A 24,882-nucleotide genomic window follows, 5' to 3' on the forward strand; every position below is an offset into this window, starting at 1 on the left:
TCTAAACCGGAACAAGTTATCATGAATAGCAAGGTATGGCTGGTGATTAGCTTACTCCTTGCCATTATCTTGTATTGGCAGTATCAAGCTGCAACACCTCAAACCACTAGTGGCGATCGCCACTCTGCTAATCATTGGACTAACCAAGCAAATAGCCAGTTAGAAAGCCCAAATAAGTCAACACATTGGGTAGACAGCTTTAGCCTGCAAGCTCAAGCCTCGCAAAATAGCCAGACCAATCCCCTTACTGACACCATAAATGATGCACAAAGCTCACTCGATGATGATGAAGCGACAGAAGCGTCAGCGATTAAGCGTTGTCCATTTGCTGAGTTCACCGACCAAGAGCATCAACTACTTGATAGCCAATTAACGGCATTTTTTAATGAAGGATATGCGGTTGATGATATTGAGCTGCGCAAACTAGGTTACATATTTTCCGCCGATAGCGGCGCCAGCAACCACCATAAACGATTGTTTTTTAGTGACTACCTGCAAGACAATCCAAACGACAGTATCGCCGTACATCAACTGCTCAAGGCCTGTTTGCAATTACCTCATGACAAAGGCTGCGGCGAGCAACTCGATACCTTGGTAGCGCAGTCAGACAACGACAATGGCTATTTGTGGCTGCAACTGGCCACCAATAAACTAGTTCAACGAAAGCCAAGCCAATTTATTCGTTATCTTGAGATCGCAGCCAGTAAAAGTCGTTTCGATAATTACTATTTTAATTATGTCGACCTTTTCCTCAGTACCAGCATCGGCCGCATCGATATTGCCTACACTAAGCTGAGGAACACTGCCGATGAACTGGCCTCAGCGCAATTGAATAACCTAAGCTATTTAGTCGACTTCTGCACGGGCAACCTCAATAAGTACCAAGATAGCTGCCTGAGGCTGGCAAAGTCACTTGATGGCAATAGCAAGAATGTTGATCTGCAAAGCTTTGGTTCGGGGTTGCTTAAAGAAATTTACCGAACATTAGATGACGACGAAGCGCTCGCCGAGCAGACAGCGCTTGACCAGCAACGTTACAGCGAGCTTTACAACCAAGATTGGGTCAATGCTCAATCGCTAATGCAATATGATCAAGAGCTGATGGTCACTTGGCTAGAAAACGGTAAACTGTTTGGCGAACAAGCAGCAGTCACTGCTTTGCTTAGCGAAGCGAAGCTAAAATCTCTCAATCCTGATTATCTGCCCTGTCCTCTTAACCAATAAGAAGCCGAACGAACAAACTCCTACTAAGAATTAATCACTTAGCTCAAAAGGTCGGCAAACGATCCATTTAGCCAATAAATTACTTAATCCGTAATAAGAATTTGCTATACTCAACACCTGTCTTCTGGGATGTGCGTAAGTTAACTATGTCCCTGAGCCGATAATCTTTACCCCAGGGTTTCATTTACTGGCTATTGAGCAAGCTCGGCTTGTACCGAGAAGCCTACGGTGAGCATATTGATTCCCGCCTTGAGCACACGGTGTTCAAGGGCTGACGTTGGCTACGGCATTCTGGAAGCAGCTCTTTTCTTTTTTCTCGCAACTTTTCTGTAAACGTTGTTTAAGCTAGTTGGTTAACTACTTCTAATACAAACCATTTATTACCTCCTTGCACTGCTTGAAGCCTTTTCGGCTTTGGCAAAATTTGGTCGCGTTAATGTATCCAATATTGAGTATAAATACATAACCAGCAACACCAATAGTGCAGCTATTACAAAGACCCAGGCACCGCCCAAGAAGTCGAGCATGGCACCACCACCTAACGGTGCTAAGGCAAATCCAATATAATAAAAAGATGCCGCACCAAAATAAGCACCGCGCAAATGAGTCGGCGCTAGACGGTCAATATGGACATTCATGGTCGGGAACAAGATGGCTTCACCAATACTAAGAATAACCACTGCGCCAATCCATCCCCAAAAAGCCGTAACCGGGTTTATCGCCATCCACACTTGCGCAAGTGCCAGCAACACTAAACCCACTTGAATTCGGCTTGTTAGCGATAGCCTTGCCATTATTTTTAACAGCACGAACTGCAAGCAAACAATAACTGCCGCATTGGCAAAAATCATACTAGAGATAAGCTTCATCAACTCTGGTACATCTGCTCGGGTAAGGTATTGGATGAGTGTTGAATCCATCTGCGCATAAACAAACTTGCAGATGATATTGGCGACAATCAAGCATTGCAGTACCCTGTCTTTTGCCAGTATTTTCAGAGTGTCCAGCATATTGGATTTAGGCTTGTATGACGCTTTTTTTGTCGCTTTCGACTTCGCATTTTGAGATTTTTGATTAGCTTCTTGCTGAACTTCTCTTTCGTTTTTAGCCTCTATCTCTCTTTGAGTAGCTTGCTGATTCGCTTGTTGATTAGCTTGGCGATTTGCTTGGTATCTCGCAAAGTGTCGCATGCCATAAGCAAGCAATAGCATCCATAAAGCAAACGCTCCTGCTGTCACTAAAAAACCCGACTGCTGACCAGTAATACCGATATATACGCCAGCCATTGGACCAATTGCACAACCCACATTGATCACAAAGTAACGGGCTTGCAAACCCAATTCGCGCACTTGTACATCGGGTAGAATATCAGACACTAATGCTTGAGTGGGTGGATCCCAAATCGCCTTCGATATAGAGCAAAGCGCGATAACAATGACATAGCCAGTAACGGTTTCCACATTGGCTAATAACACGAATGAAATCACATACAGGCTACCAGCGCTGAACATAATAATCTTTCGGCCAAATTTGTCTGACAGCGCACCGCCAAAAAAGCCAATAAACACAGAAATTACCGCAGCGCCCGATAAAATTAACCCAACTTGCGTGGCCGAAATACCAAACGATTTGTAAAGCATCACCGCCAAGAACGGCCACACCATATAAAAGCTGCCACGCGTAATTAAGTCGCCAAAGAGCACGATCCACATCAACCTTGGAAACTGTTTAAGCTGGTTAAACGACACTTTACTTTCCATTAAATTTCTCTGCTTTATACGAAGCCAACGACATCTGGCCCCTATCAATACACGCAAGTACCTCGCCAAGTTACTTTACAAAACCAGTAAAACTCCCTATAACGGCAACGTTTTCTATTAACTTTGCTTTTTGATCACATAAATGGGTGACATGGTAACAACTCAGGCTAGCTGCAACACACAGGCTCCTATTGGTATTTTCGATTCAGGTATTGGTGGACTTTCCATTGCGCGTTGTGTTGCGCAAAACTTGCCAAATGAGCAGCTAATTTATGTCGCAGATAGTGGCTTTGCACCATACGGCGACAAAAGCCATAAAGACATTATAGCCAGAGCTGACTTTGTTGCTAACTTCCTGATAAAGCAGGGGGTGAAAGCCATTGTTGTGGCTTGCAATACGGCAACTGTCGTCGCAATTGAAGAGCTGCGCGCAAAATATACGTTACCGATTATTGGCGTAGAGCCAGCAATAAAGCCCGCAGCCAAACAATCTAAAGCCAAGTCGGTTGGGATAATGGTGACACAAGCTACGGCCAAGAATGATCGCTTTCTCAGGCTTGTTGAAAGTTACAAGCAAGATGCACAAGTACATATTCAACCGTGCCCCGGCCTAGTGCAACAAATTGAACAAGGCGACCATGAAAGTGACACTTGCCAAGCGCTACTCGATAGCTTTATCGCCCCACTGGTCGATAAACAGATAGACACCTTAGTGCTCGGCTGCACTCACTATCCATTGATAGAGCAACAAATCAAAGCTCATTTACCAGCAGGTATTGAGTTACTAGAAACCGCCCAACCTGTCACCAATGAGCTTATTCGCCGGCTAACACTCAATAATCTGCTGGCGCAAAGCGATATAGAGATTCAGCGCTTAACAGCCGCTCAAGGTTACCAAGTCTATTCCAGTGCACTAACGCAAGCGCAACAGCAAGTTATTCAAACCTTTTGGCCAAGCAAGTTGAGTTTTCACAAACTATCACGCTAATAATTCCTACCGAGCCGAATAAGCCATTTAGACGTCTAGGCGTAAAAAACTTTTCATCAATCTTCAGTTCGAGTAGAATGGCGAAAAATTTGTCGTGGCCTATTTTTAGTATTGCGATTAGTTAGCTTCATTAGCCTTATTGGCTAGCTAAGTTAACTAATAAAATCCTATCGGGTTGAAACTGCGTAGTAGCAAACAGCTTGCACTATGTGCATAAGCGACAAAAATTACCCTATTTCAATGATAATTGAGGTTTTATGTCTAGACACCTATTCACCTCTGAATCTGTTTCAGAAGGTCACCCGGATAAAATTGCCGATCAAATTTCTGATGCGGTATTAGACGCAATTATTGCTCAAGACAAGCATGCTCGTGTTGCTTGTGAAACTATGGTTAAAACTGGCGTTGCCATTATCTCAGGTGAGATTTCAACATCAGCTTGGGTTGATTTAGAAAGCCTAACGCGCAAAGTAATCAGTGATATTGGTTACACTTCATCAGATGTCGGTTTTGACGGTGAAACTTGTGGCATTATGAATCTGATTGGCCAGCAATCTTCTGAAATCGCACAAGGTGTTGACCGTGCAAAACCAGAAGAGCAAGGCGCTGGTGACCAAGGCTTAATGTTTGGTTACGCGACTAACGAAACGCCAACCTTTATGCCTGCACCGCTTTACTACTCTCACTTATTAGTCGAGCGCCAAGCAGAAGTACGTAAGTCTGGTGTACTACCTTGGTTACGCCCAGATGCAAAATCGCAAGTGACGTTTGTTTATGAAGACAACAAGCCAGTTGCGATTGATGCAGTTGTATTGTCAACCCAGCACAACCCTGACATCAGCCAAGAAATGTTGCACGATGCGGTAATGGAAAACATTATCAAGCACGTGCTACCAGAAGAACTGCTAACTGCCGATACCAAATACTTTATTAACCCAACGGGTAGTTTTGTGATTGGTGGTCCAGTAGGTGACTGTGGTTTAACAGGGCGTAAGATCATTGTTGATACCTACGGCGGTATGGCACGTCACGGCGGTGGCGCTTTCTCAGGTAAAGATCCATCAAAAGTTGACCGCAGTGCGGCCTACGCAGGTCGTTACGTCGCGAAAAATATCGTAGCCGCTGGCCTTGCTGAGCGCTGTGAAATTCAAGTGTCATACGCCATTGGTGTGGCTGAGCCAACGTCAATTACCGTTGAAACCTTTGGTACGGGTAAAGTTGCAGAAGACAAGCTAGTTGAACTAGTTCGTGAACACTTCGACTTACGCCCATACGGCATTACTAAGATGCTTGACTTGCTACACCCTATGTACCAAGAAACAGCAGCTTACGGTCATTTCGGTCGCGAACCTTATGAAAAAACGGTTGATGGTGAAACCTTCACCGCATTCAGTTGGGAAAAAACAGACAAAGCTGATGCATTACGCGCAGCTGCTGGCTTGTAAGCCAAGCATATATCACTAAGAAAAAGCGCTAACGTGAATCACGTTAGCGCTTTTTTTATTTCTAGCATTGTATCTGCATTTAGGATTTAAACTTCGCGTAGCAGTTACTCATATCTGAGTGCATGCACTGGATTGCGACGCGCAACCCAAGCCGCATTGCCACCAACGGTAAACCAAGCAATCAACAGTGATAAAACGCCAACGCCTAGGCAAATCGGTGCAATCCACCACGCATCAATGCGATATGGAAATGCCTGCAACCAAGTTAGCATAAAGTAAGCTGCGAGTGGCCAGGCAATAATATTGGCGAGCATCACAGGTTTAGAAAATTGCCAAATCAGCAGCTTAACAATATCTTTTACACTTGCGCCCATCACTTTTCTGATACCTATCTCTTTAGTGCGACGCTCAACGGTAAAGGCAGATAAGCCGTAAAGCCCCAAACAGGCAACAATAATTGCTAGTACTGAGAAAGCTAAAAATAATCGAGCTGTAGTGCGTTCATCTTGATATTGAGCAGCCATCATTTCAGATAAAAATTGCAAATTAATGGGGTGCTGCGGAACATTGCGCTGCCAGATATCTTCCACTTTATTCACAAGCGCAGGCAGATTTTGCGTACTAAAAGCAATATTAGCGATTCGAAAACGGCTTGGATTAAGCGTAAACACCGTTGCGCGAATGCCAAACTTCATCGAGCGAAAGTGAATATCAGGTATCACCCCAATCACCCTGAACTGATGATTTTGATTGACTAACGTTTTGCCAATGATGTTCTCAGGATTCATAAAACCAAGCTTTTTCACGGCCGTTAAATTGAGAATAATACTCGCCTGTGAGTTTTCTTTTTGTGCCTCCGGTGTTTCAGTTGCATGAACAATACGATCGCTACCAAAATCTTCACTAAATAGTCGCCCAGCAATAGGTTCAACCTCGTAGGCTTCAAAAAAACCGAAATCCATGTTGTGATAGTTTAAGAACATTGGCTCAACTACATCGCCATAATCATTTGGTTCAAGCAGCCTAAACTGATCGTTGTTTTCGTCGTCTTGTGTCGGTGCTTCCGAGCTAAAGGTCACAGAGTTTACTTCGGGTAAGCTAAGCAACTCTTGGCGCAAGCTTTGTAACCTGTCGGTGGCAGTGCGCACGTTAAGGATTAGTTTGTCTTCACTTTTAAAGCCGACATCAGCCATGGTCGAATACAAGGTTTGTCCATACACAACCACTGTTGCAACCACTAACGTTATCGAAGCGGCAAACTGTACAACCACCAAGACACCGCGCATCTTTGTCGAATTAGCTGATTCACTGGCCTTACTCGCTTTTAAGATATGACTCGGAAGAAAACGTGATAAGTACAATGCTGGATAAATGCCTGCAAGAATACCTACCACAGTGGCTACTGAAATAAGGACAAGTAACAAACTTGGATCATCAAAAAGCTGCAGTTGCAAACTCGTGCCAAGAATTTGGTTGTAAAAAGGTAATACAATCTCTGATGCAGCAACCGCAAACAATAGCGCGACAAACACTAAAATAATCGCTTCGCTAAGAAACTGCACCGCCACCTGTTTACGTGAAGCACCAAGTACTTTGCGCATGGCAACTTCCTTCGCCCTTTTGCTCGCCTTGGCAGTCGCTAAATTCATAAAGTTAATACAAGCAATGATTAACACAATTAACGCAACCACCGAGAAAGTGCGGATCATATTGGCGTCACCCATAGGTGTTAGGTCGCCCATATTACCGGCATCCTGTTTAGCATTGAGGTGCAAATCGGTGAGCGTCATGACCTTGATATTAAAAAAGTCTGTTACCTTTCTGCCAGCTGCTTTATCACCTACAAGTTGCTGCCACATCGCGCCAAATGGGCTTTCGTTATCTAACCAATAGTTGATTCGCTCTTGAAATTGCGCTGCACTCACCTGCGGATTTAACTTAAAATAAGTGTAAACATTTACGCTGGTCCAAGTGTCCAACACATTATTTCCCGGCGGAAAAAGTGCCGGTTGCAAGTAGAACAGCATATTAATATCAAGATGGGTTTCACTTGGCAGGTCTTTGACAACGCCAGTAATCATTACGTCAGCAGGGCCCTGCGGGCCAACACAACAAACTGAAAGCGTTTCACCAACAACATCGGTACGACCAAAATATTTATGAGCAAGCGCCTCTGTCACCACTAAGTTCATCGGCTGGCTAAAAGAAGACTGGCGATCACCGTGAATAAAAGGCAATTGGAAAACGTCTAAAAAGCTACCATCAGCCATCGTGATGGCCTCATCGAAGATGTTTTCACCTTTGCGAATGGTCAAATTCCACTGAATCAAACGAACGCCTGTTTCAACTTCTGCACGCGCGTAATCTCGCACGGCTTCCATAATTCGACCAGGCGATCTCACCGTTAAAAATGGTTGTCTATCTGGCATGGTATAGGCGGTATGAATGCGAACAACTTGCTCATGCTCTGGCAACCACTTGTCATAGCCAGTCTCAGATCGGACAAATAGCATGATCAAAATACAGCTCATTAGCCCAACAGCTAAACCAAAAATATTAATGGCAGAAAAGACACCGTTTTTAACGATATTGCGCCACGCGGTTACTAAATAGTTTCTAAACATTTTGACTTCCTCGCTTAGGCCGCCCGAACATTTTCAGTCACGACATGACCATCAAATAAATTAATGGTGCGTTTGGCATAATCCGCGTGCGCTGGGCTATGTGTCACCATCACAATCGTTGTGCCACCATCGTTAAGGGTGCGCAGCATATCCATCACTTCCTGCCCATGAGCGCTATCAAGGTTACCGGTTGGTTCATCGGCAAGAATTAGTTGCTGATCACCAACAATGGCACGCGCCACTGCGACGCGCTGCTGTTGACCACCAGAGAGTTGGCTCGGCATATGGCCCGCACGATGACCAATGCCTACCTTATCCATGATATGGGTGACTCGTGCTTTACGCTCAGCCGCGGGGATATTGTGATAAAGCAAGGCGAGCTCAATATTTTCCGCCACGGTTAATTCATCAATTAAGTTAAAGTTTTGAAAAATAAAGCCTATGTGCTTTTTGCGTAGCGCTGCTAATTGCCCTTCACCATAGCCTGAGACATCCTCCCCGTTAAACAGGTATTGACCTCCTGTTGGTGAGTCCAACATGCCTATGGTATTGAGCAAGGTCGACTTACCGCAGCCAGATGGCCCCATAATGGCGACAAACTCACCTTGGTCTATTTCAATATTGACGCCATTGAGCGCTAAGGTTTCCACTTCATCGGTTTGATAAACCCGCGATAAGTTATGTAGTTTTAGCATCTTGTTTTTCCTGTCGTTAATTTTGTCATTAAGTCTTTTGCTATCTCTATCAAACTGGCGAATAGTTGCTTGGCTAATTGAGCGCTAATTAAGAGCAAATTGCTCGTTTATTTATCAGAAAGCGCCAAGCGCTCAATATCGCGATAGCTGGTGTAGGGGCTAGTGATCACCTGCTCACCTTGCTCAAGGCCGTCTAGCACTTCAATAAACTGGTTGTTGCGGCGACCAAGGCGAACCGTGCGTTTTATCGCTTCGCTGCCATCTGGCGCAACGACAAAGACCCAACTACCACCGGTATCTTGGTAAAAGGCGCCGTTAGGTAGCAGTAAGGCTTTGCTGGCATCTCCCAGTGTTAATTTGGTTTGTACGGTTTGGCCACGGCGAATACCGCTTGGTTGCTCGCCAGCGAAGGTAAAGTCGACTTCAAACTGGCCATTTTGCACTTGTGGGTAAATCTTGCTAATCGTCAGCGGGTACTGCTCATAGCTCGCCTGTTGGCCAAGATCAACGCGGCCAAGGTAGAACTCATCAATAAAGGCAGTGACTTTATAATCATTGGGCGTGTCTATTTGCCCTAAACGCTCACCTCGGCCAATACTTTGCCCGACTTCAACATTAAAGCCTGACAACTTGCCAGCCACGGGCGCACGAACATTCATGTTTTCTAAATTTTCACGGGAAATCGCCAAATTGCTTTCTAAACGCTCACCCGTTTGTTTTAAAAAAGCCAGTTGCGATTCCTGCATACGAGTATCTGACGCTTGGCTTTCTAGTGTCACTTCCCGCTGGTTGATATACCACTGCAAGGTATCACGGGTATCATCAAACTGAGACTTTGACACAGCACCACTGGCCACTAATTCTTGTTCACGCGCCACTTGGCGCGTCAGCAATTTAATTTGGTATTCAATATCAATTAAGTTGCGTTTATGGCGCAAACGATTTTGCTCTAAATTGAGCTCAATCGAGCGCATATTATTAAGCTGCTCTGCCACTCTCGCCTCGTTACCTAAAACACTCAATTGCAAGGAGGCATTGGAAAGCTCAACAATTAAGTCTCCTGCGGCAAGCGCTGCACCATCTTCTACTAAGATTCGTTCAACCCGACCACCTTCAATCGCGTCCAAGTACAAGGTTTTAGCTGGGGCTATGCGACCACGAACCGGAATAAAATCTTCAAAGGTGCCACTGGTAACGGTTGAAATTACCACTCGCTCGCTATTAATCGCGAGCACTTTACCACTGGTTTGCTGGCTAATATTAACCCCTAGCCAAAGGGAAATGCCGAGTATGGCTGCGCCGAGTACCAATTTAGGCCAAATGCTTTTTTTCTTTGCTACTTTGCGATCCATGCCTGCCCCTGCTTTTGCTTGCCCTGCATGTGGTGGCTGCGCCTGCTCTTGACTTGCCTTTTTTGTGACGGCTTTTAATGAGTTATTCATATGCTTACTGTCTGCTCTTAACTTGTTCTGGTCTTATTTAGGCTTTGCTCTGCTCTTAAACAACACCATGTTAGTTGCTTGGCTGCCACATCTACTGCTCTTAATGATTTTCTTATCGAGATCATTGGCGCAAACTTTGCGAGCTAACCTTTAGTGATTGAAAACAAATAAAACAAGAATCACACCAACACAGTTAAATATTGATTTTTATAGACTTTTTATAAAACACTAAGAAATACCAATGAAAAAACTGTACGTTTATGAACACTAGGTGTACGTTTATGAACAGTTTGGACAAGAGATTGCTTTGAAAAGTAAGTGCTATAGAAATAAGTACTTTGAAAGTAAGCACTTTGTATGCACATACCCAAACGCGCACAAAAAATTAAATTAAGATAGTTAAGAGAGTTAAGAGAGTTAAGTGAAACAACAGGGTCATATTCTTATTGTCGATGACGACCAAGATATCTTGGTTGCTGGCAAGCTATTACTGAAACGAAAATTCAGCCAAGTCGACATCTGCAATCGACCAGAGCAATTACCAAGCCTACTGGCTGATAACAGCTTTGATGTGATTTTGCTGGATATGAACTTTGGCCCCGGCGAAAGCTCTGGTCAGCAAGGTTTTCACTGGCTAAGCCAAATTCAGCAACTAGCACCTGAAGTAGTAGTGATCATGATCACAGCCCACGGCGGCGTTGATATTGCCGTGGAGGCGATCAAACAAGGTGCGACCGACTTTATCGCCAAGCCTTGGCATAACGAAAAAGTAATTGCCACAGTGACTACTGCGTTAGAGCTTAAACACACCCGCGCCGAGTCACAGCAACTAAAAGTGACTAATCAAGCCTTGGTTCAAGCAACCACAACCCTTAGCGATGCCATTATTGGCAACTCCCCTGCGATGCAACAGGTGCATTCACTGGTCAGCCGCGCTGCACCAACCGACGCCAATGTATTGATTTTAGGAGAAAACGGTACAGGTAAAGAGCTGATCGCTCGTGATATTCATCGTCAAAGTAAACGAGCAGAGCAGGTATTTTTATCGGTCGATTTAGGGGCGATTTCAGAGTCACTGTTTGAAAGTGAGCTGTTTGGTCATAAAAAGGGCGCATTTACGGGTGCTCAGCAAGACCGAATAGGCAAAATTAAAGCCGCCGAAGGTGGCACATTGTTTCTCGACGAGATAGGTAATCTGCCACTTCACTTGCAAGCCAAGTTACTGACCGTTTTAGAGCAGCGCAAAGTCACGCCGCTAGGCAGCAACAAGGAAGAAGCGTTTAACGTTCGTATTGTTGCTGCCACTAATGTTAGCAAAGCTAAGTTATGTGATGAGCAGCACTTTCGCCAAGACTTACTATTTCGTTTAAACACGGTGGAAATCACCCTACCGCCACTGCGTGAGCGTCGCCAAGATATTATTGCTATCGCCGAGCATTTTATTAACTTGTACTGTAAAAAATACCAAAAAGCAGAATTACAACTTAGTGACGAAGCGAAAGCCGCTATGCTTGATTATCAATGGCCCGGCAATATTCGTGCACTGCGCCATGCGATAGAACGTGCCATTATTTTATGCGAGGGTGACACCTTGAGCCCGCAAGACTTCCAATTAATGCATGCCACACCTAGCGTCGCTTCATATAGCCAAGCCGATAAAGCACCAAACACTGTCAGCTTGCCAGACGTGTTAAATCTCGATGCCATTGAAAAAATGGCGATTGCTCAAGCATTAAAAAAGCACGCTTACAATATCAGTCACACCGCTAAGGAGCTGGGTTTAACACGCGCTGCACTCTATCGCCGGATGGAAAAACATGGGCTTTAAACAATTTTCCCTGCGCATTATTAGTCGCACCATATTAGCGATGATTTCATTGCTCTTGCTCAGCTGGTTGCTTAGTCAGCCTGGTTATCATGCTGCCAGCATATTGCTGACCGCGCTGCTTATCGCCCAGCTTTATGAATTAATTCGCTATGTTAATAAAACCAATGGCGAGCTAGTGCGATTTTTCGAGGCGGCGCGCCATGCAGATTATTCTCAGCGTTTTGATTTAAGTGAGCTAGGCACTGGCTTTGATGAACTTGGCCAAGCCTTTGGTGATATTCTTGAGCGTTTGCAACAGGCGAGAAACCAGAAAGAGGAAACTCTGCGCCATCTCAAAGCGGTAGTTGAACATGTCCCTGTGCCACTAATCAGCCTAGTTTCGACTGAAAAGAATACCCACAACAAGCTTACCTTATGGAACAATAGCGCACGACGCTTATTCGGCACCCACTCAGTCACTAAGCTTAGCGACCTTGATAAATTTCACCCCGACTTTAGCTCACGCCTTGTCAGCCTAACACCCGGTGAGCGCTCACTGATCACCATCAAAATTGACGATACCCCTCATCAACTCAGTATTGCAGCGACCGCCATCACCATTGGTCAACAGCTGGAATTATTGATCAGTTTACAGGATATTCAATCTGAGCTAGATGCTGCCCAGCTCAGTGCATGGCAGGACTTAGTTCGGGTGCTAACCCATGAAATAATGAACAGCATTACGCCAGTCGCGTCGCTGGCAAAAACCGCTGTTGATTTGGTTGATGACGTCGCCCAGCAGGTAACGAATCAACCAGAACTAGTCGAAGAGCTCAACGATGTCACTGATGCAGTCAATACGGTCGCCAGACGCAGCGACGGTTTAATGCAGTTTGTTACCAGCTACCGACGGCTAACTCGCTTACCACCGCCGAATAAGCAGACCATCAAACTGAGCGAGTTTTTTGACAATGTTGAGCGCCTTGCTTGCCAACATTGGTCGAGCAAAGGTATTCAATATCAGTTTAGAGTGACCCCTACTAGCCTGACGCTAACGGCAGATGCCGATATGTTAGAACAAGTACTGATTAACTTATTGCAAAATGCCGAACATGCCGTTGCAGAGACCAAGCAAGCTCAAGTTAACGTAAGTGCCAGCCTTAATGCCCGTGGCCGTGTGCTGATTGAAGTCAGTGACAATGGGTGTGGTATTAGCGAAGAAGTTGCAGAAAAGATCTTTGTCCCATTTTTTACCACAAAACGCGAAGGCTCAGGAGTTGGCTTAGCACTGACCCGACAAATTATGCTCGCCCATGGTGGTTTTATAAGTTTGGCGAACCACGATACTGCTTATGAAGCTCGTACCAAGCAAAAAGAAATGGCCTGCACATTTAATCTAACATTTTAAGGAACTCATATATATACATGGTGTTATGAATATTTGTTGGCCATTTTCTGGGTAACATCAAAACATAGCGCGGCTCCCCACTTGATTGACTCACAATAACTATCCCATTCTTCATTTGAAATTAATAAATCGTTTGCGTTCTTGGGGTGCGTTACTGAATGGCGAACTCTAACAAGGTGATTAAACTCACACCATTTGTCACCCGAAAAGTCAGGACGAGGCTTTAAATCCAATATTTTACAGAACGCTATAATTAGATATTTGATACGATCAGATGTACCCAAGCTTTTCTCATCAAGCAATGCTTTCCGTTCTTTATTACTCAAATCGAAATACAAATCTTCAACTTTTAGCAGAACCAGCGCGAGCTGCCTAAAGCAGTTTAGATAACCATCAACTAACGAAAAAAAAGATCTGATAATATTGCGCCTCTCAAATCCACTATCACTGTTTGCAACAACGATACTATTCATATCTGAAACTAAAATACCTGATACCATGAAGTAGTTATCTAGTTCAGCAGTAAATTCAGATTCTAAGCTCATCACAATTCCTTGTTTTTTAAATCCATACTCAATGCACATTATTTGATTGAGGTCACTTCTTCAAACAAACCTTTGTTAGTGTATGTGCCTAATAAACTATGCTGTAAACTTCACTTACAGTAAATCACTGTTAGACTTGATGTAATGATTTACCTGAAAGGTTTATCTCTATGCAGCCTACTGACCCTAATCTGCCCTTAATTGCGATTTATGCACTTACTATTGTGCTAATTACCGCCCTACTAATTTCAGCGATTGCAGCAATTGTCGCCATTAAAAATGCACCAGAAGCGGCTTCGAATTCACTTAAAGAGTTCTTCAATGGTGGTAACTCGCTAAAAATCCTGACCGTTTTTGCAATTTTAGTCACAACAGCTTACTTAGCCTTAGCGGGGCAGTTATCGGAGGCTGCCATCGCTTTACTTAGCTCCATTGCGGGCTATGTGCTGGGATCACTCAAACGTGAAGCCTAATTTCCAGTGTGAAAATTTTAGTAAGCAGTCTTGTTTTTTACCCTGCCAACCCCAATCTTGTAATCATTCTAACAAGCTGATTTTTAGACAATATCGCAATGCGTAACCCTCGAATTTACCTTAATCAGGCATTAGCCGTGAATACTCAAGTGCAATTATCTGATGATGCCTTCGGTCATGTGGTCAGGGTATTGCGATTAAGCGATGGTGACTCGATTACTTTGTTTAATGGGCAAATTAATGAAGGGAAAGCAGCTCCTTACTATGCTCAATATCAAGCACGCTTGGTCAATGTCACGAAAAAGCAGGCATTTGCGCAAATAGAAAGCGAGCAAATTGTTGAAAACGAGTCGCCGCTAAATATTCATTTGGGGCAAGGTATTTCGCGCGGTGATCGCATGGACTTCACCTTGCAAAAATCGGTTGAGCTCGGGGTGCAAACCATAACACCACTATTTACCGAACGTTGTGGCGTGAAGCTTACGGGTGATCGCCTCAAGAAAAAACAAGAGCAATGGCAAAAAATTGTCATTAGCGCTTGTGAGCAAAGTGGCCGTTGCTTAGTGCCAGAAGTGAAAGCGCCAATTAGCTTAAGCGAATGGCAAACACGGCAGAGTGATGCGTTAAAATTAAATTTACATCCGCGTGCCGAGCACTCGATTATGAGTTTGCCGGTAGAAACCAAGCAAGTGCGCTTACTGATTGGCCCCGAAGGTGGGCTCAGTGACGAAGAGATTAACAGCGCCCGTGATGCTGGCTTTACCGATGTATTGCTTGGGCCACGCGTATTAAGAACTGAAACTGCCGCGCTAACTGCGATTACGGCATTACAATGTCGCTTTGGCGATTTATAGGAAACAGTATGACGATTAAACTTGGGGTCGTAATGGACCCAATTTCTGAAGTAAAAGTACAAAAAGACTCGTCAATGGCGATGATGTTGGAAGCACAGCAACGTGGCTACCAATTATTTTACATCGAAATGAATGACTTATACCTTGAGCAAGGTGAGTGCCGAGCAACAGTTCGCCCAGTAAAAGTCTACGATGATGCCGAGCATTGGTACGATTTAGACGAAGCACAAGATATCTCGTTAACTGACCTAGACGCAGTATTAATGCGCAAAGATCCGCCGTTTGATACTGAATACATCTACGCTACTTACATGCTAGAGCGCGCCGAACAAGCCGGTACCTTAATCGTTAACAAGCCACAAAGCTTACGTGACTGTAATGAAAAATTATTTACCGCCTGGTTCCCTGAGCTTACGCCAAAAACACTTGTGACTCGCAGCAGTGAGCGAATTCGTGCATTCCACCAACAAGAAAAAGATGTGATCATCAAGCCACTTGATGGCATGGGTGGTTCATCGATTTTCCGCATTAAAGAAGGCGATGCCAACGTTGGTGTGATCATTGAAACTTTAACCGCACACGGCAGTCAATATGCTATGGTACAAGAGTATATGCCAGCAATTAAAGACGGCGATAAACGCATTTTAATTGTTAACGGTGAAGTGATGCCATACTGCTTAGCGCGTATTCCGGCGCAAGGTGAAACCCGTGGCAACCTAGCCGCCGGTGGTAGCGGTGAGCCAAGACCCCTGTCTGCTAGCGACAAGCTGATTGCAGAAACGATTGCACCAGAGCTGAAAAAACGTGGTTTATTCTTTGTTGGTCTTGATGTAATCGGCGATAAAGTTACTGAAATTAACGTCACTAGCCCAACCTGTATTCGTGAAATTGAAGCGGCATTTGCCATTAACATTTCAGGCAAGTTAATGGACGCTATTGAGCAAGAATTGGCTCAGCGCTAACTCAGTTGCAATATCAAAAAAGCTGTATCAGAAAAAAAGGAGCACTCGATGGAAAGTTTAGAAAATCAGTTGTTAATTGCTATGCCAACCATGGGTGATCCTTTTTTTAGCCGCACCGTCACCTATATTTGTGAACACAATGACGATGGCGCGATGGGGCTGATCATTAACTTGCCAGTCGAGCTCACTCTGAACGAGTTGTTAGAGCAAATTGACGCCGACAAACCTCAGCTTGACTCGCTTGAGCAACAAGTACTGACCGGTGGCCCAGTTGCTCAGCAACGCGGCTTTGTGCTGCATAGCCCGCAAGATTGCTGGTCAAGCTCACTCGCATTAAGTGATGAAGTGATGATCACCACCTCAAAAGATATTTTAATGGCACTAGGTACGGAGCAAGCACCACCACAATTTATGGTTACCCTTGGCTATGCTGGCTGGGGCCCAGGCCAATTAGAAAAAGAAATTGCCGAAAATTCGTGGTTAACCACGCCTGCTGATAACAAAATATTGTTTGAAACACCCATCGAGCAACGCTGGCAAAAAGCGACAGAAAAGTTAGGTATCGACCTTGCTCATCTATCATCTGATGTTGGCCATGCCTAGCATATCAAAGCGCTAATCCACTTAGCTTGAGCTATACATAACTGCGAATACTGCACTTTGTTAATTCTCTTTGGGGATAACAAAGTGTAGACTTACCTCCTATTATCATCACCTTAAAAGCAAGTAGCGTATATCTCTACTGCTCTGGCTTTTATCGCGAACATACAATCATCTTGAGAGTTACATTCAATGGCGAAATCCAAGCGCCCTGTCGGTGAACGCACCGCCCTAGGTTTTGATTTTGGTAAAAAATATATTGGCGTTGCTGTTGGCCAAGAAATTACCGGTACCGCCTCGCCACTTGGCTCAGTTAAAGCGAAAGACGGCATTCCTCAATGGGATGCACTGACTAAATTTATCGAGCAGTGGCAGCCTGATTACCTGATTGTTGGCTTACCGCTGAACATGGATGGCAGTGAGCAACAACTGACCCGAGATGCCAAGAAATTTGGTAATCGTTTATTTGGCCGATACGGAATCACGGTTGAATTTAATGACGAACGCTTAACCACAGCAGCGGCAAAAGAATCGTTATTTGCCCGTGGCGGTTATCGTAATCTCGCCAAAGATAATATTGACGCCGAATCGGCAAAACTGATTGTCGAAAGTTTTTTTGAGCAGCTTTACGGTTAAGTTTCAAACTAGCGCATTAATGGCTTATCAACTCAGGGATCATTTCTTTGATTAATATCTTATCGATTATTAGTCCACTGCTCATCTTGGCATTGCTTGGTTACTTAATCACAAAACGTCAATGGCTTAGTGACGGCCAGCTAAGCGGATTAAGCAAAATCACCTTTACGATTTTTATTCCGGCCTTCTTGTTTTACCGCATGGCAACCGCCGACTTGGCCAGTGTGTTAAACCCATTACCAATAGCCGCTTTTTATTTACCCGTACTGCTTTGTTTTGCACTGGGGTTTACGCTTAACTTTCTGCTCCATCCCGATTACAAAAAGCATCGCGGCGGCTCTGCGGTATTTGCGCTAGCTAGCAGTTATTCCAACAACATAATTGTTGGTTTACCACTGCTGCTCTTGGTCATCGGTGATAGCGCACTGCCCATTATATTTCTAATTGTGACCTTCCACAGCGCGATGCTATTTGCGCTAACTAGCGCGATTGCGGCGAGCCAACATATTGAAGTTAAAAATAACAGCGCAGTGCAAGGTATTAATTGGCTAAATTTTGCCAAACAAACAATCACTAACCCACTCGTTTTTGGCATTCTATCTGGCTTGCTGGTGAATGCGCTCGGCATAACCATTCCAGCATTAATCGCTCGACCACTTGAAATGTTAGGGCAACCAGCCATCACCTTAGCATTGATTGCGCTTGGTGCCTCGATTGCCAAATATGATATCCGCGGTGAACGCCGCTTTATCGCGCTTGCCAGCTCAATTAAATTGATTATCTTACCGCTGCTGGTTTACCTGATGGCAAAATATGCTTTTGCGCTGGATACACTTATCGTACAAGTGTTAGTGATCTTAAGTGCTTGCCCAACGGGCGTTAATGCCTACTTAATTGCTCAGCAACACCAAGTTCACCGTAAAGCCGTTGCCAGTAGTGTGGTAGTTAGCACAATTTCAGCTGTAGTCACCCTGCCACTTTGGCTGATTTGGCTTGGCCTTGCATAAGCAATATGTAGCATGATTTTTCACCTAGTTTTGAAACTAGAATGTTTGCAAAAGTAAAATGACACTAAGCACCAGCCGTATCGATAAATTTATCGCAAGCTACCTGAACATCAGTCGTAAGCAGGTACGTTTGCTTGTCGCGCAACAGCGTGTTGCAGTTGATGGCGATATTGCCGCTCGCGTTGACCAGCTTGTTAATAAGTTTTCGGTAATTGCACTGGATGGCCGAATCATCCAGCAACATAGCGCTCATTACTTGATGCTGCACAAGCCTGTTGGGGTCGTGTGTGCAACCAAAGATCAGCAGCACAACACCGTTATCGACTTAATTGACGAGCCTTATAAACACGAACTGCACATAGTCGGTCGCCTTGATTTAAATACCTCTGGGCTGGTGTTGCTGACCAATGATAGCCGCTGGTCAGAAGCCCTGACCGATCCCAAACACAAAGTTGAAAAGCACTATTTGGTCACACTTGCTAATAAGCTCACAACTGAATATATCGACGCCTTTAATGATGGTATGTACTTTGGTTTTGAAGACATCACCACTCAACCCGCCAAGCTCACTATTCTAGATGACTATCATGCTCATGTGGTGTTAACCGAAGGAAAGTACCATCAAATAAAGCGTATGTTTGGTCGATTTCGCAACCCTGTTATCGCACTGCATCGACAACAAGTTGGTAATATCGTACTGCCAAAATCGCTTGCTAGTGGCAACTATCGACCGCTATCTCAAGATGAAATCTTACGCTCGAAAAACTAATAGTTTGACGCCATTCCCCTTCAATAGGCTTCGTCTAAATAAGAGCGAATTTTGAAAGAGAGCCTTTTAATGCCCTTTAAATAAAATTCTTGTAGAGAACATACCACGCTCTAAAGTCTAAATAGTAAAAGCTAAACACCAAACCTCAGGCATACCAGCTTAGCTGCACAGGTACAAAGCTACACAGGTACACAGCTCCCCCAAACTTCTCTTAGCTCAGCTGTGCAATTTATAGTCATCGCAGCAAGAAAACTTGTGCCAAATCAAATTATTATTAAGTGCTTATAAAAAGCCCTAGATTTATTTGCCCTCTTGATTAAACTTAAATCCAAATAAGATCCAGATCACACATGATAATTATTATCATTTGCATTGATTTTATAAATTAGATTCTTTAACCTATTGCGCGATTTAGAACAATTACTTCACCAAACCCAGTCAGAAGGCAACGCATGGCTTTACCCATGTTGTTAGCACTTAGTTATTGGGTCATCACACGAAAGACGAGGATAGAATGAAAGTTAGCTCATTGACGAAAATTGCTGCAGCACTCTTGGTTGCAACCACATTAACTGCTTGTGTTGACGATGGCGACGACGGCGCGCAAGGCCCTGCTGGTGCAGCGGGTGCTGCTGGTCAAAACGGTACTGACGGTGTTAGCGCACTGGTAACCCGTGACGACGTTATCAAAACCAATGCAAATATCGCTTATGCAGCTTACTCAGACTCTCTAATCAGCGCACAAACGCTAAAGGAAGCGCTTGAAGATTTAGTTGCTTCTCCATCTGACGCAACGCTAGATGCAGCAAAAGATGCATGGTTAGCAGCGCGTGAACCATACGGTCAAACAGAAGTGTACCGTTTCCGCGAAGGTCCAATTGATGCATTAAAAGCAGATGGCACTATCGGCGAAGAAGGTGACGGCCCAGAAGGCAAAATCAATGCTTGGCCGCTAGGTGAAGCAATTATCGATTATGTTGCGCCACAAGTAGACGGTGATGCTGGTCCAGAAAGCGCGGCGAATGCGTTATCAAACAATATCATTGCTAACACAGCCGACTACCCTACTATCAACGCTGCGACATTACGCACTACCTTCGAATTTGGTGAAGACGAGCGCAACGTAACCACAGGCTACCACGCCATTGAATTCTTACTTTGGGGCCAAGATTTAAATGCCGATCAAAGTGGCACAGGCCCGCGTGATGCAACAGGCGGCCAACGCCCTGCTTCTGACTACTTCACTACACCAGGTACTTGTACTTCAGGCCCTGACGCTGCAGCGGAGCAAATTTGTGAGCGTCGTGGTGACTACTTAATCGCAGCAGCCGATCTACTAATTGAAGATTTACAAGCAGTTACTGAAGCTTGGGAACCGGGTGAAGGTGTTCACTACAAAGCATTTACCGCAGGTGGCGACGAGTCTCTAGCTCGCATCTTAGAAGGCATGGGTCGTTTAAGCTTCGGTGAATTAGCGGGTGAGCGTATCAATATCGCACTAGTAACTGACTCACAAGAAGATGAGCACTCTTGTTTTAGTGACAACACTCACCGCGATATTTTCTTAAACGCAAAAGGTGTTCAAAACAGCTACAACGCGACTTACACACGCATTAACGGCGAAGTCGTTGACGGTGCTTCTATCCACGACTTACTAGTGGTTGAAGGCGAGCCTGAGCTAGCTAACCAACTACGTGGTTCACTAGAAGCGACCATGGCTGCAGCAACGGTAATTGATACCAAAGCAAAAACAGGTATGCCATTCGACACGCTAATTCAAGAAGGGATTGAGCAACCAAACGTGATTGCCGTGATTGAAGCTTTAGTTGAACAAACTGACGATATCGAACAAGCAATCGACGCGTTAAACGTAACCACTAACGATATACGTCAAGACACAGATCAAGATATCTAAGCACCTACTCCAAAGGCGACAGCGTGATATTTGTCGCCACATTCAAGGATGAAACTGGATAGGGATACCAATTGAAATAAGTACTTAAACATTCAGCGAGAATAAAAAGGCTCAGAGGCAAGGCATTGATTGCAGAGAATGGTTACTCCCTTGTCAAAATCAATAACGCAGCATATGAGCCTTTTTAACTCGCCCTTTGGGAGCGTGTCAGCGTCGCGATAACTTCGCAAAATTTATGAGATGTAGAACAACTATATCAACACAAATTTGGCTGGTTCTCCCACCGCTGACATCGCTCTGAATTGCTCAATTAATTAATTCAATTGGTATAAGGGATAGGCTCAACCGAGCCTATCCTTGTTTTGTTTTCACACAATTAGCAGAGCACGAGCAAGTAGTAAACAAAACACACTTAACACGCTTGGAAGTTAGCAATGAATAGTAATCCAATCAGCAAGGCATATAGCTGTTTTAAGCAACGCTTGGATTATTTAAGTAAAAAGCTCAAACAGTTTTACAAGATTATTTCACAAATCAGAGGGGCAGATTTTTGAAAGCACATCATTTAGCAACATTAACATTATTACTTACCACCACTATTGGCTTAACCGCTTGTGGTGGTGGCGGTTCATCAGAGCCTGATCCTGTGACTCCACCAACAGAGCCACCCACTGCACCTCCGACAACTCCTGAGCCGCCAACTACGCCAGTGCCAACAGAAGATCACAGTGGCCTAACACCGCTAAGCGCAGAGACACCGATTAAAGACGAGTACCTAGCCGGTGGTGATACCACCTTATTTGTCACCAACGAAGATGCGTTTAGCACAAGGCCTGAGGCGATTGCTGACGATTTTCGCTTAGATGGTTTTTTTACCTCTGGCGATCATTTGTTTAGAACACCTCATGAAGATATTGGGCCACTACTGAATACCAGTAACTGCCAAGGTTGTCACTTAAACGACGGCCGTGGCGTAGTACCTGCGTCAGCAACCGCACCTATGTTGAGTATGCTGGTTAAAGTTGGCCGCAGCGATGGCAGCGCCGACCCGATCTACGGCGATCAAATTCAACCATTTGCTGAGCAAAGCTTTACTACCTCAGATTTCAATTCAGGCTTGCCAGTGCACAATGGCTCAGTTAATGGCACCGAACTATACGGTGAAGCTTTCCCATTTATCGAGTATGAAATGGTTGATGGCAGCTACCCTGACGGCACTAGCTACCAACTAAGAAAGCCAATTCTGAAAATTCGCGATTTAAGCTTTGGTGCCTTTAGCGACGATATTCGCTTTTCACCGCGTGTTGCGCCACAAGCGTTCGGCGTTGGCTTACTGGCGGAAATTCCAGCCGACAATATTTTAAAACTGGCGGATCCTAACGACGCTGATAACGATGGTATTTCCGGTCGTGCCTCTATGGTCACCAACGCTATTAGCGGTGAAACTGAGCTTGGCCGCTTTGCTTACAAGGCGCAAAACCCAACGGTTCTGCAACAAGTGGCAGGCGCCTATAACGGCGATATCGGCATTACCACCACTATATTCACCAATGAGCCATGTACCGATGCGCAAATAGCTTGTCAGCAAGTGGCAGCGCAAGAATCTAAAGTTGGCGATGACGTTGATTTTTCCAATCGCGAGCTGGCGCTGGTTGAGTTTTACAACCGCGTGTTAGGGGTGCCAGCGCGTCGCGGTTTTGATCGCGACAGCGAAACATGGAGTGATGAAGTTACGCAAGGACGTAAACACTTTTTTGACTCAGGTTGCACCTCGTGTCATACCCCGCGCCACATTACCCAAGAAGCGCCGGGTAGTGTCTTAGGTCAGCTAACTCTAACCAGCTTAGAGCCTAATCCAGCGCCTATTGAGATTTTATCGAACCAAGTTATTTTCCCGTATACCGATTTGCTATTACACGACATGGGCGGCTCTTGTCAGGTCACGCGCGAGTTAATCGACGGGCAAAGCTGTAATTCAAACGCGCAAGAATGCTTGTACGTGCAGCGCTGTGAAGGCTTGGCTGATGGTTTAATTCAAGGTGATGCCAGCGGCAGCGAATGGAAAACACCAGCACTTTGGGGCTTAGGCTTAGTGCAAACCGTTAATGCTGATTCTACTTTCTTACACGATGGCCGCGCCCGCAACATCGAAGAAGCAATTTTATGGCATGGCGGTGAAGCTGAAACGGCAAAAAACAACTTTATGCAGTTAAGCCAAGCAGAGCGTGCACAGCTGCTGAGCTTTTTGGAAAGTTTATAAGTGATGAAGTTTAGCCAAATTTCTCCTAACGCAATAGCAACCGCGGTCGTGGCTGCTATTGCCACCTTAAGCTCAGCACCAGCTCTAGCTAAGTCTGACGATGCAAGTATCGCCCTACCCGCTTCCTTACCAACAAAGCCCGGTGGTGAAATGACCATGAAGCGCATTTCGACCCGCAGCTATATTTTCCCCGGCGAAAGCGTTAAGGGTAAAGCAAAACTAGATTTTTGGACGGGTTTTTCGCTGTTTCGTGATCCTTGGGTAATTGCGCCAAGCTCGACCAAAGACAGAGATGGCCTTGGCCCATTGTTTAATGCGCGATCTTGTGTCGCCTGCCACCAAGGCGGCAGTCGAGGTAAAATGAGCAAACCCGGTGAGCATTTACCCACTTCCTTATTAATTCGCTTGGGACCAATTGCTGAGCGTTATGCATCAGAAAAGTACACTAACGGACACAACTATGGTGGCCAAATCCAACCGCGTGCCATTAAGTTTAACCATGGTCGATTAGAAAAAAGCCCAGTCGGTGAAGCTTGGTTAGATCTTAGCTACAAAACCATTGATGGCGAGTATGCCGATGGAACCCCATATCAGCTACAAAAGCCTAGCTACCAATTAACGCGACTTGCCTATGGCAAGATTAGCGAAGGAATTGCACCTTCACCGCGTTTTTCACCAAATGTCTTTGGCGCAGGCTTACTTGACGCCATTAGCGAACAAGACTTGCTTGCGCAAGAAGATGCTGACGATACCAATGGTGATGGCATTAGCCCACGCTACAATCGCGTCGCAGATCATGTCAATGGTGGTATTGGCGTTGGACGTTTTGGCCTAAAAGCCAAACACCCTAGCCTACAGCAACAAGTGGTAGCAGCGTTTCGCGATGATATAGGCATTACCAATAATGTCTTTCCACAAGAGTCTTGCGAAGCTGCGCAGCTAGAATGTTTCGCCGCATCAAAGCTCGGTGGCCACAAAAGCGTGGAAATTCCAGATAAATTAGTGAACTTGGTAATGGCCTTTAGCCAACATTTAGGCGTGCCACCAACGCGTAACCCGCAATCACCGCAAGCACTAAAAGGTCGTCAGCTATTTAACCAACTCGGCTGTGCTAGCTGCCATTCCCCAAGTTACACCACAGCCAGTAGCTACCCAGATAACAACCTCGCCAATCAAACCATTTGGCCTTACACCAATCTTGCTTTGCACGATATGGGTGAAAGTCTTGCTGATGGCGCAATGGAAGGACAAGCAAGTGGTCGCGAATGGCGAACACCGCCACTTTGGGGCATTGGCTTGCAACAAGCCGTGCTTGGCGAAGCCAGATACTTACACGATGGTCGTGCTCGCTCAATTGAAGAAGCTGTGCTTTGGCATGGCGGCGAAGCACTACCAGCCCAGCAGAAATTTAAACAACTTAGCGCACAAGAAAGAAACGCCCTGCTCACTTTCTTGCATTCAATTTAGG

At 45.0% G+C, this 24,882-nt stretch carries 20 protein-coding genes and 1 other RNA gene; 16 read left to right on the forward strand and 5 right to left on the reverse strand.

The window, feature by feature from the left end:
* Positions 1–21: 21 nt before the first annotated feature.
* Together ACSLUR_RS12375 and ssrS are read left to right on the forward strand one after the other, a co-directional pair.
* Entirely contained in the window at positions 22–1,224 is a 1,203-nt protein-coding gene (locus ACSLUR_RS12375; RefSeq protein ID WP_448554955.1) for a hypothetical protein, read from the forward strand.
* A gap of 118 nt (positions 1,225–1,342) precedes the next feature.
* Positions 1,343–1,526, forward strand: a non-coding RNA gene (gene ssrS, locus ACSLUR_RS12380) — 6S RNA.
* Positions 1,527–1,604: 78 nt separating this feature from the next.
* On the opposite strand, the gene ACSLUR_RS12385 is transcribed toward ssrS, so the two are convergent.
* Positions 1,605–2,984: an MDR family MFS transporter gene (locus ACSLUR_RS12385; RefSeq protein ID WP_448554957.1), complete on the reverse strand. Its 1,380-nt coding sequence runs from the start codon at positions 2,982–2,984 to the stop codon at positions 1,605–1,607.
* A gap of 151 nt (positions 2,985–3,135) precedes the next feature.
* On the opposite strand from ACSLUR_RS12385, the gene murI reads away from it, so the two are divergent.
* Together murI and metK are read left to right on the forward strand one after the other, a co-directional pair.
* Positions 3,136–3,972 carry a glutamate racemase gene (murI, locus tag ACSLUR_RS12390; protein ID WP_448554959.1) on the forward strand — a complete coding sequence of 279 codons (837 nt, stop codon included), beginning with the start codon at positions 3,136–3,138 and terminating at the stop codon, positions 3,970–3,972.
* A gap of 257 nt (positions 3,973–4,229) precedes the next feature.
* The gene (gene metK, locus ACSLUR_RS12395) at positions 4,230–5,417 is read left to right on the forward strand and encodes a methionine adenosyltransferase (protein ID WP_448554961.1); all 1,188 of its coding nucleotides are present in this window, start codon (positions 4,230–4,232) and stop codon (positions 5,415–5,417) included.
* 104 nt (positions 5,418–5,521) lie between these two features.
* On the opposite strand, the gene ACSLUR_RS12400 is transcribed toward metK, so the two are convergent.
* The 3 genes from ACSLUR_RS12400 to ACSLUR_RS12410 form a co-directional block, all read right to left on the reverse strand.
* Positions 5,522–8,041: an ABC transporter permease gene (locus tag ACSLUR_RS12400; protein ID WP_448554963.1), complete on the reverse strand. Its 2,520-nt coding sequence runs from the start codon at positions 8,039–8,041 to the stop codon at positions 5,522–5,524.
* Between the two features lie 14 nt (positions 8,042–8,055).
* Complete coding sequence (locus ACSLUR_RS12405; protein ID WP_448554965.1) at positions 8,056–8,736, reverse strand: ABC transporter ATP-binding protein; 681 nt, start codon at positions 8,734–8,736, stop codon at positions 8,056–8,058.
* 107 nt (positions 8,737–8,843) lie between these two features.
* Positions 8,844–10,178 (reverse strand): efflux RND transporter periplasmic adaptor subunit, encoded by a 1,335-nt coding sequence (locus ACSLUR_RS12410; protein ID WP_448554967.1) that lies wholly within the window; start codon positions 10,176–10,178, stop codon positions 8,844–8,846.
* Between the two features lie 421 nt (positions 10,179–10,599).
* Between ACSLUR_RS12410 and ACSLUR_RS12415 the strand changes: the two genes are divergently transcribed.
* Both ACSLUR_RS12415 and ACSLUR_RS12420 read left to right on the forward strand, forming a co-directional pair.
* Positions 10,600–12,006, forward strand: coding sequence for a sigma-54-dependent transcriptional regulator (locus ACSLUR_RS12415; protein ID WP_448554969.1), 1,407 nt, complete (start codon positions 10,600–10,602; stop codon positions 12,004–12,006).
* On the forward strand, positions 11,996–13,393 hold the full coding sequence (locus ACSLUR_RS12420) for a sensor histidine kinase (protein ID WP_448554971.1): 1,398 nt from the start codon (positions 11,996–11,998) through the stop codon (positions 13,391–13,393). The genes ACSLUR_RS12415 and ACSLUR_RS12420 overlap by 11 nt, the downstream gene beginning before the upstream one ends.
* Positions 13,394–13,416: 23 nt before the next feature.
* On the opposite strand, the gene ACSLUR_RS12425 is transcribed toward ACSLUR_RS12420, so the two are convergent.
* On the reverse strand, positions 13,417–13,938 hold the full coding sequence (locus ACSLUR_RS12425; RefSeq protein ID WP_448554973.1) for a hypothetical protein: 522 nt from the start codon (positions 13,936–13,938) through the stop codon (positions 13,417–13,419).
* Positions 13,939–14,108: 170 nt separating this feature from the next.
* Here ACSLUR_RS12425 and ACSLUR_RS12430 point away from each other — a divergent pair, with 170 nt between their 5' ends.
* From ACSLUR_RS12430 to ACSLUR_RS12475, 10 genes are all read left to right on the forward strand, one after another.
* The gene (locus ACSLUR_RS12430; RefSeq protein ID WP_448554975.1) at positions 14,109–14,411 is read left to right on the forward strand and encodes a hypothetical protein; all 303 of its coding nucleotides are present in this window, start codon (positions 14,109–14,111) and stop codon (positions 14,409–14,411) included.
* 98 nt (positions 14,412–14,509) lie between these two features.
* Complete coding sequence (gene rsmE / locus ACSLUR_RS12435; protein WP_448554977.1) at positions 14,510–15,265, forward strand: 16S rRNA (uracil(1498)-N(3))-methyltransferase; 756 nt, start codon at positions 14,510–14,512, stop codon at positions 15,263–15,265.
* 8 nt (positions 15,266–15,273) lie between these two features.
* Positions 15,274–16,227 carry a glutathione synthase gene (gene gshB, locus ACSLUR_RS12440; RefSeq protein ID WP_448554979.1) on the forward strand — a complete coding sequence of 318 codons (954 nt, stop codon included), beginning with the start codon at positions 15,274–15,276 and terminating at the stop codon, positions 16,225–16,227.
* 48 nt (positions 16,228–16,275) lie between these two features.
* Positions 16,276–16,830, forward strand: coding sequence for a YqgE/AlgH family protein (locus ACSLUR_RS12445; protein ID WP_116000986.1), 555 nt, complete (start codon positions 16,276–16,278; stop codon positions 16,828–16,830).
* 189 nt (positions 16,831–17,019) lie between these two features.
* Positions 17,020–17,463, forward strand: coding sequence for a Holliday junction resolvase RuvX (gene ruvX / locus ACSLUR_RS12450; protein ID WP_448554981.1), 444 nt, complete (start codon positions 17,020–17,022; stop codon positions 17,461–17,463).
* Positions 17,464–17,510: 47 nt separating this feature from the next.
* Entirely contained in the window at positions 17,511–18,470 is a 960-nt protein-coding gene (locus ACSLUR_RS12455) for an AEC family transporter (protein ID WP_448554983.1), read from the forward strand.
* A 58-nt stretch (positions 18,471–18,528) separates the two neighbouring features.
* Positions 18,529–19,239, forward strand: coding sequence for a pseudouridine synthase (locus tag ACSLUR_RS12460; protein WP_448554985.1), 711 nt, complete (start codon positions 18,529–18,531; stop codon positions 19,237–19,239).
* Positions 19,240–19,753: 514 nt separating this feature from the next.
* Complete coding sequence (locus ACSLUR_RS12465; RefSeq protein WP_448554987.1) at positions 19,754–21,154, forward strand: imelysin family protein; 1,401 nt, start codon at positions 19,754–19,756, stop codon at positions 21,152–21,154.
* A 550-nt stretch (positions 21,155–21,704) separates the two neighbouring features.
* Positions 21,705–23,414: a di-heme oxidoreductase family protein gene (locus ACSLUR_RS12470; RefSeq protein WP_448554989.1), complete on the forward strand. Its 1,710-nt coding sequence runs from the start codon at positions 21,705–21,707 to the stop codon at positions 23,412–23,414.
* A 3-nt stretch (positions 23,415–23,417) separates the two neighbouring features.
* Entirely contained in the window at positions 23,418–24,881 is a 1,464-nt protein-coding gene (locus ACSLUR_RS12475) for a di-heme oxidoreductase family protein (RefSeq protein ID WP_448555122.1), read from the forward strand.
* Position 24,882: the final 1 nt, after the last annotated feature.

It is taken from the genome of Thalassotalea montiporae (genome assembly GCF_053485855.1).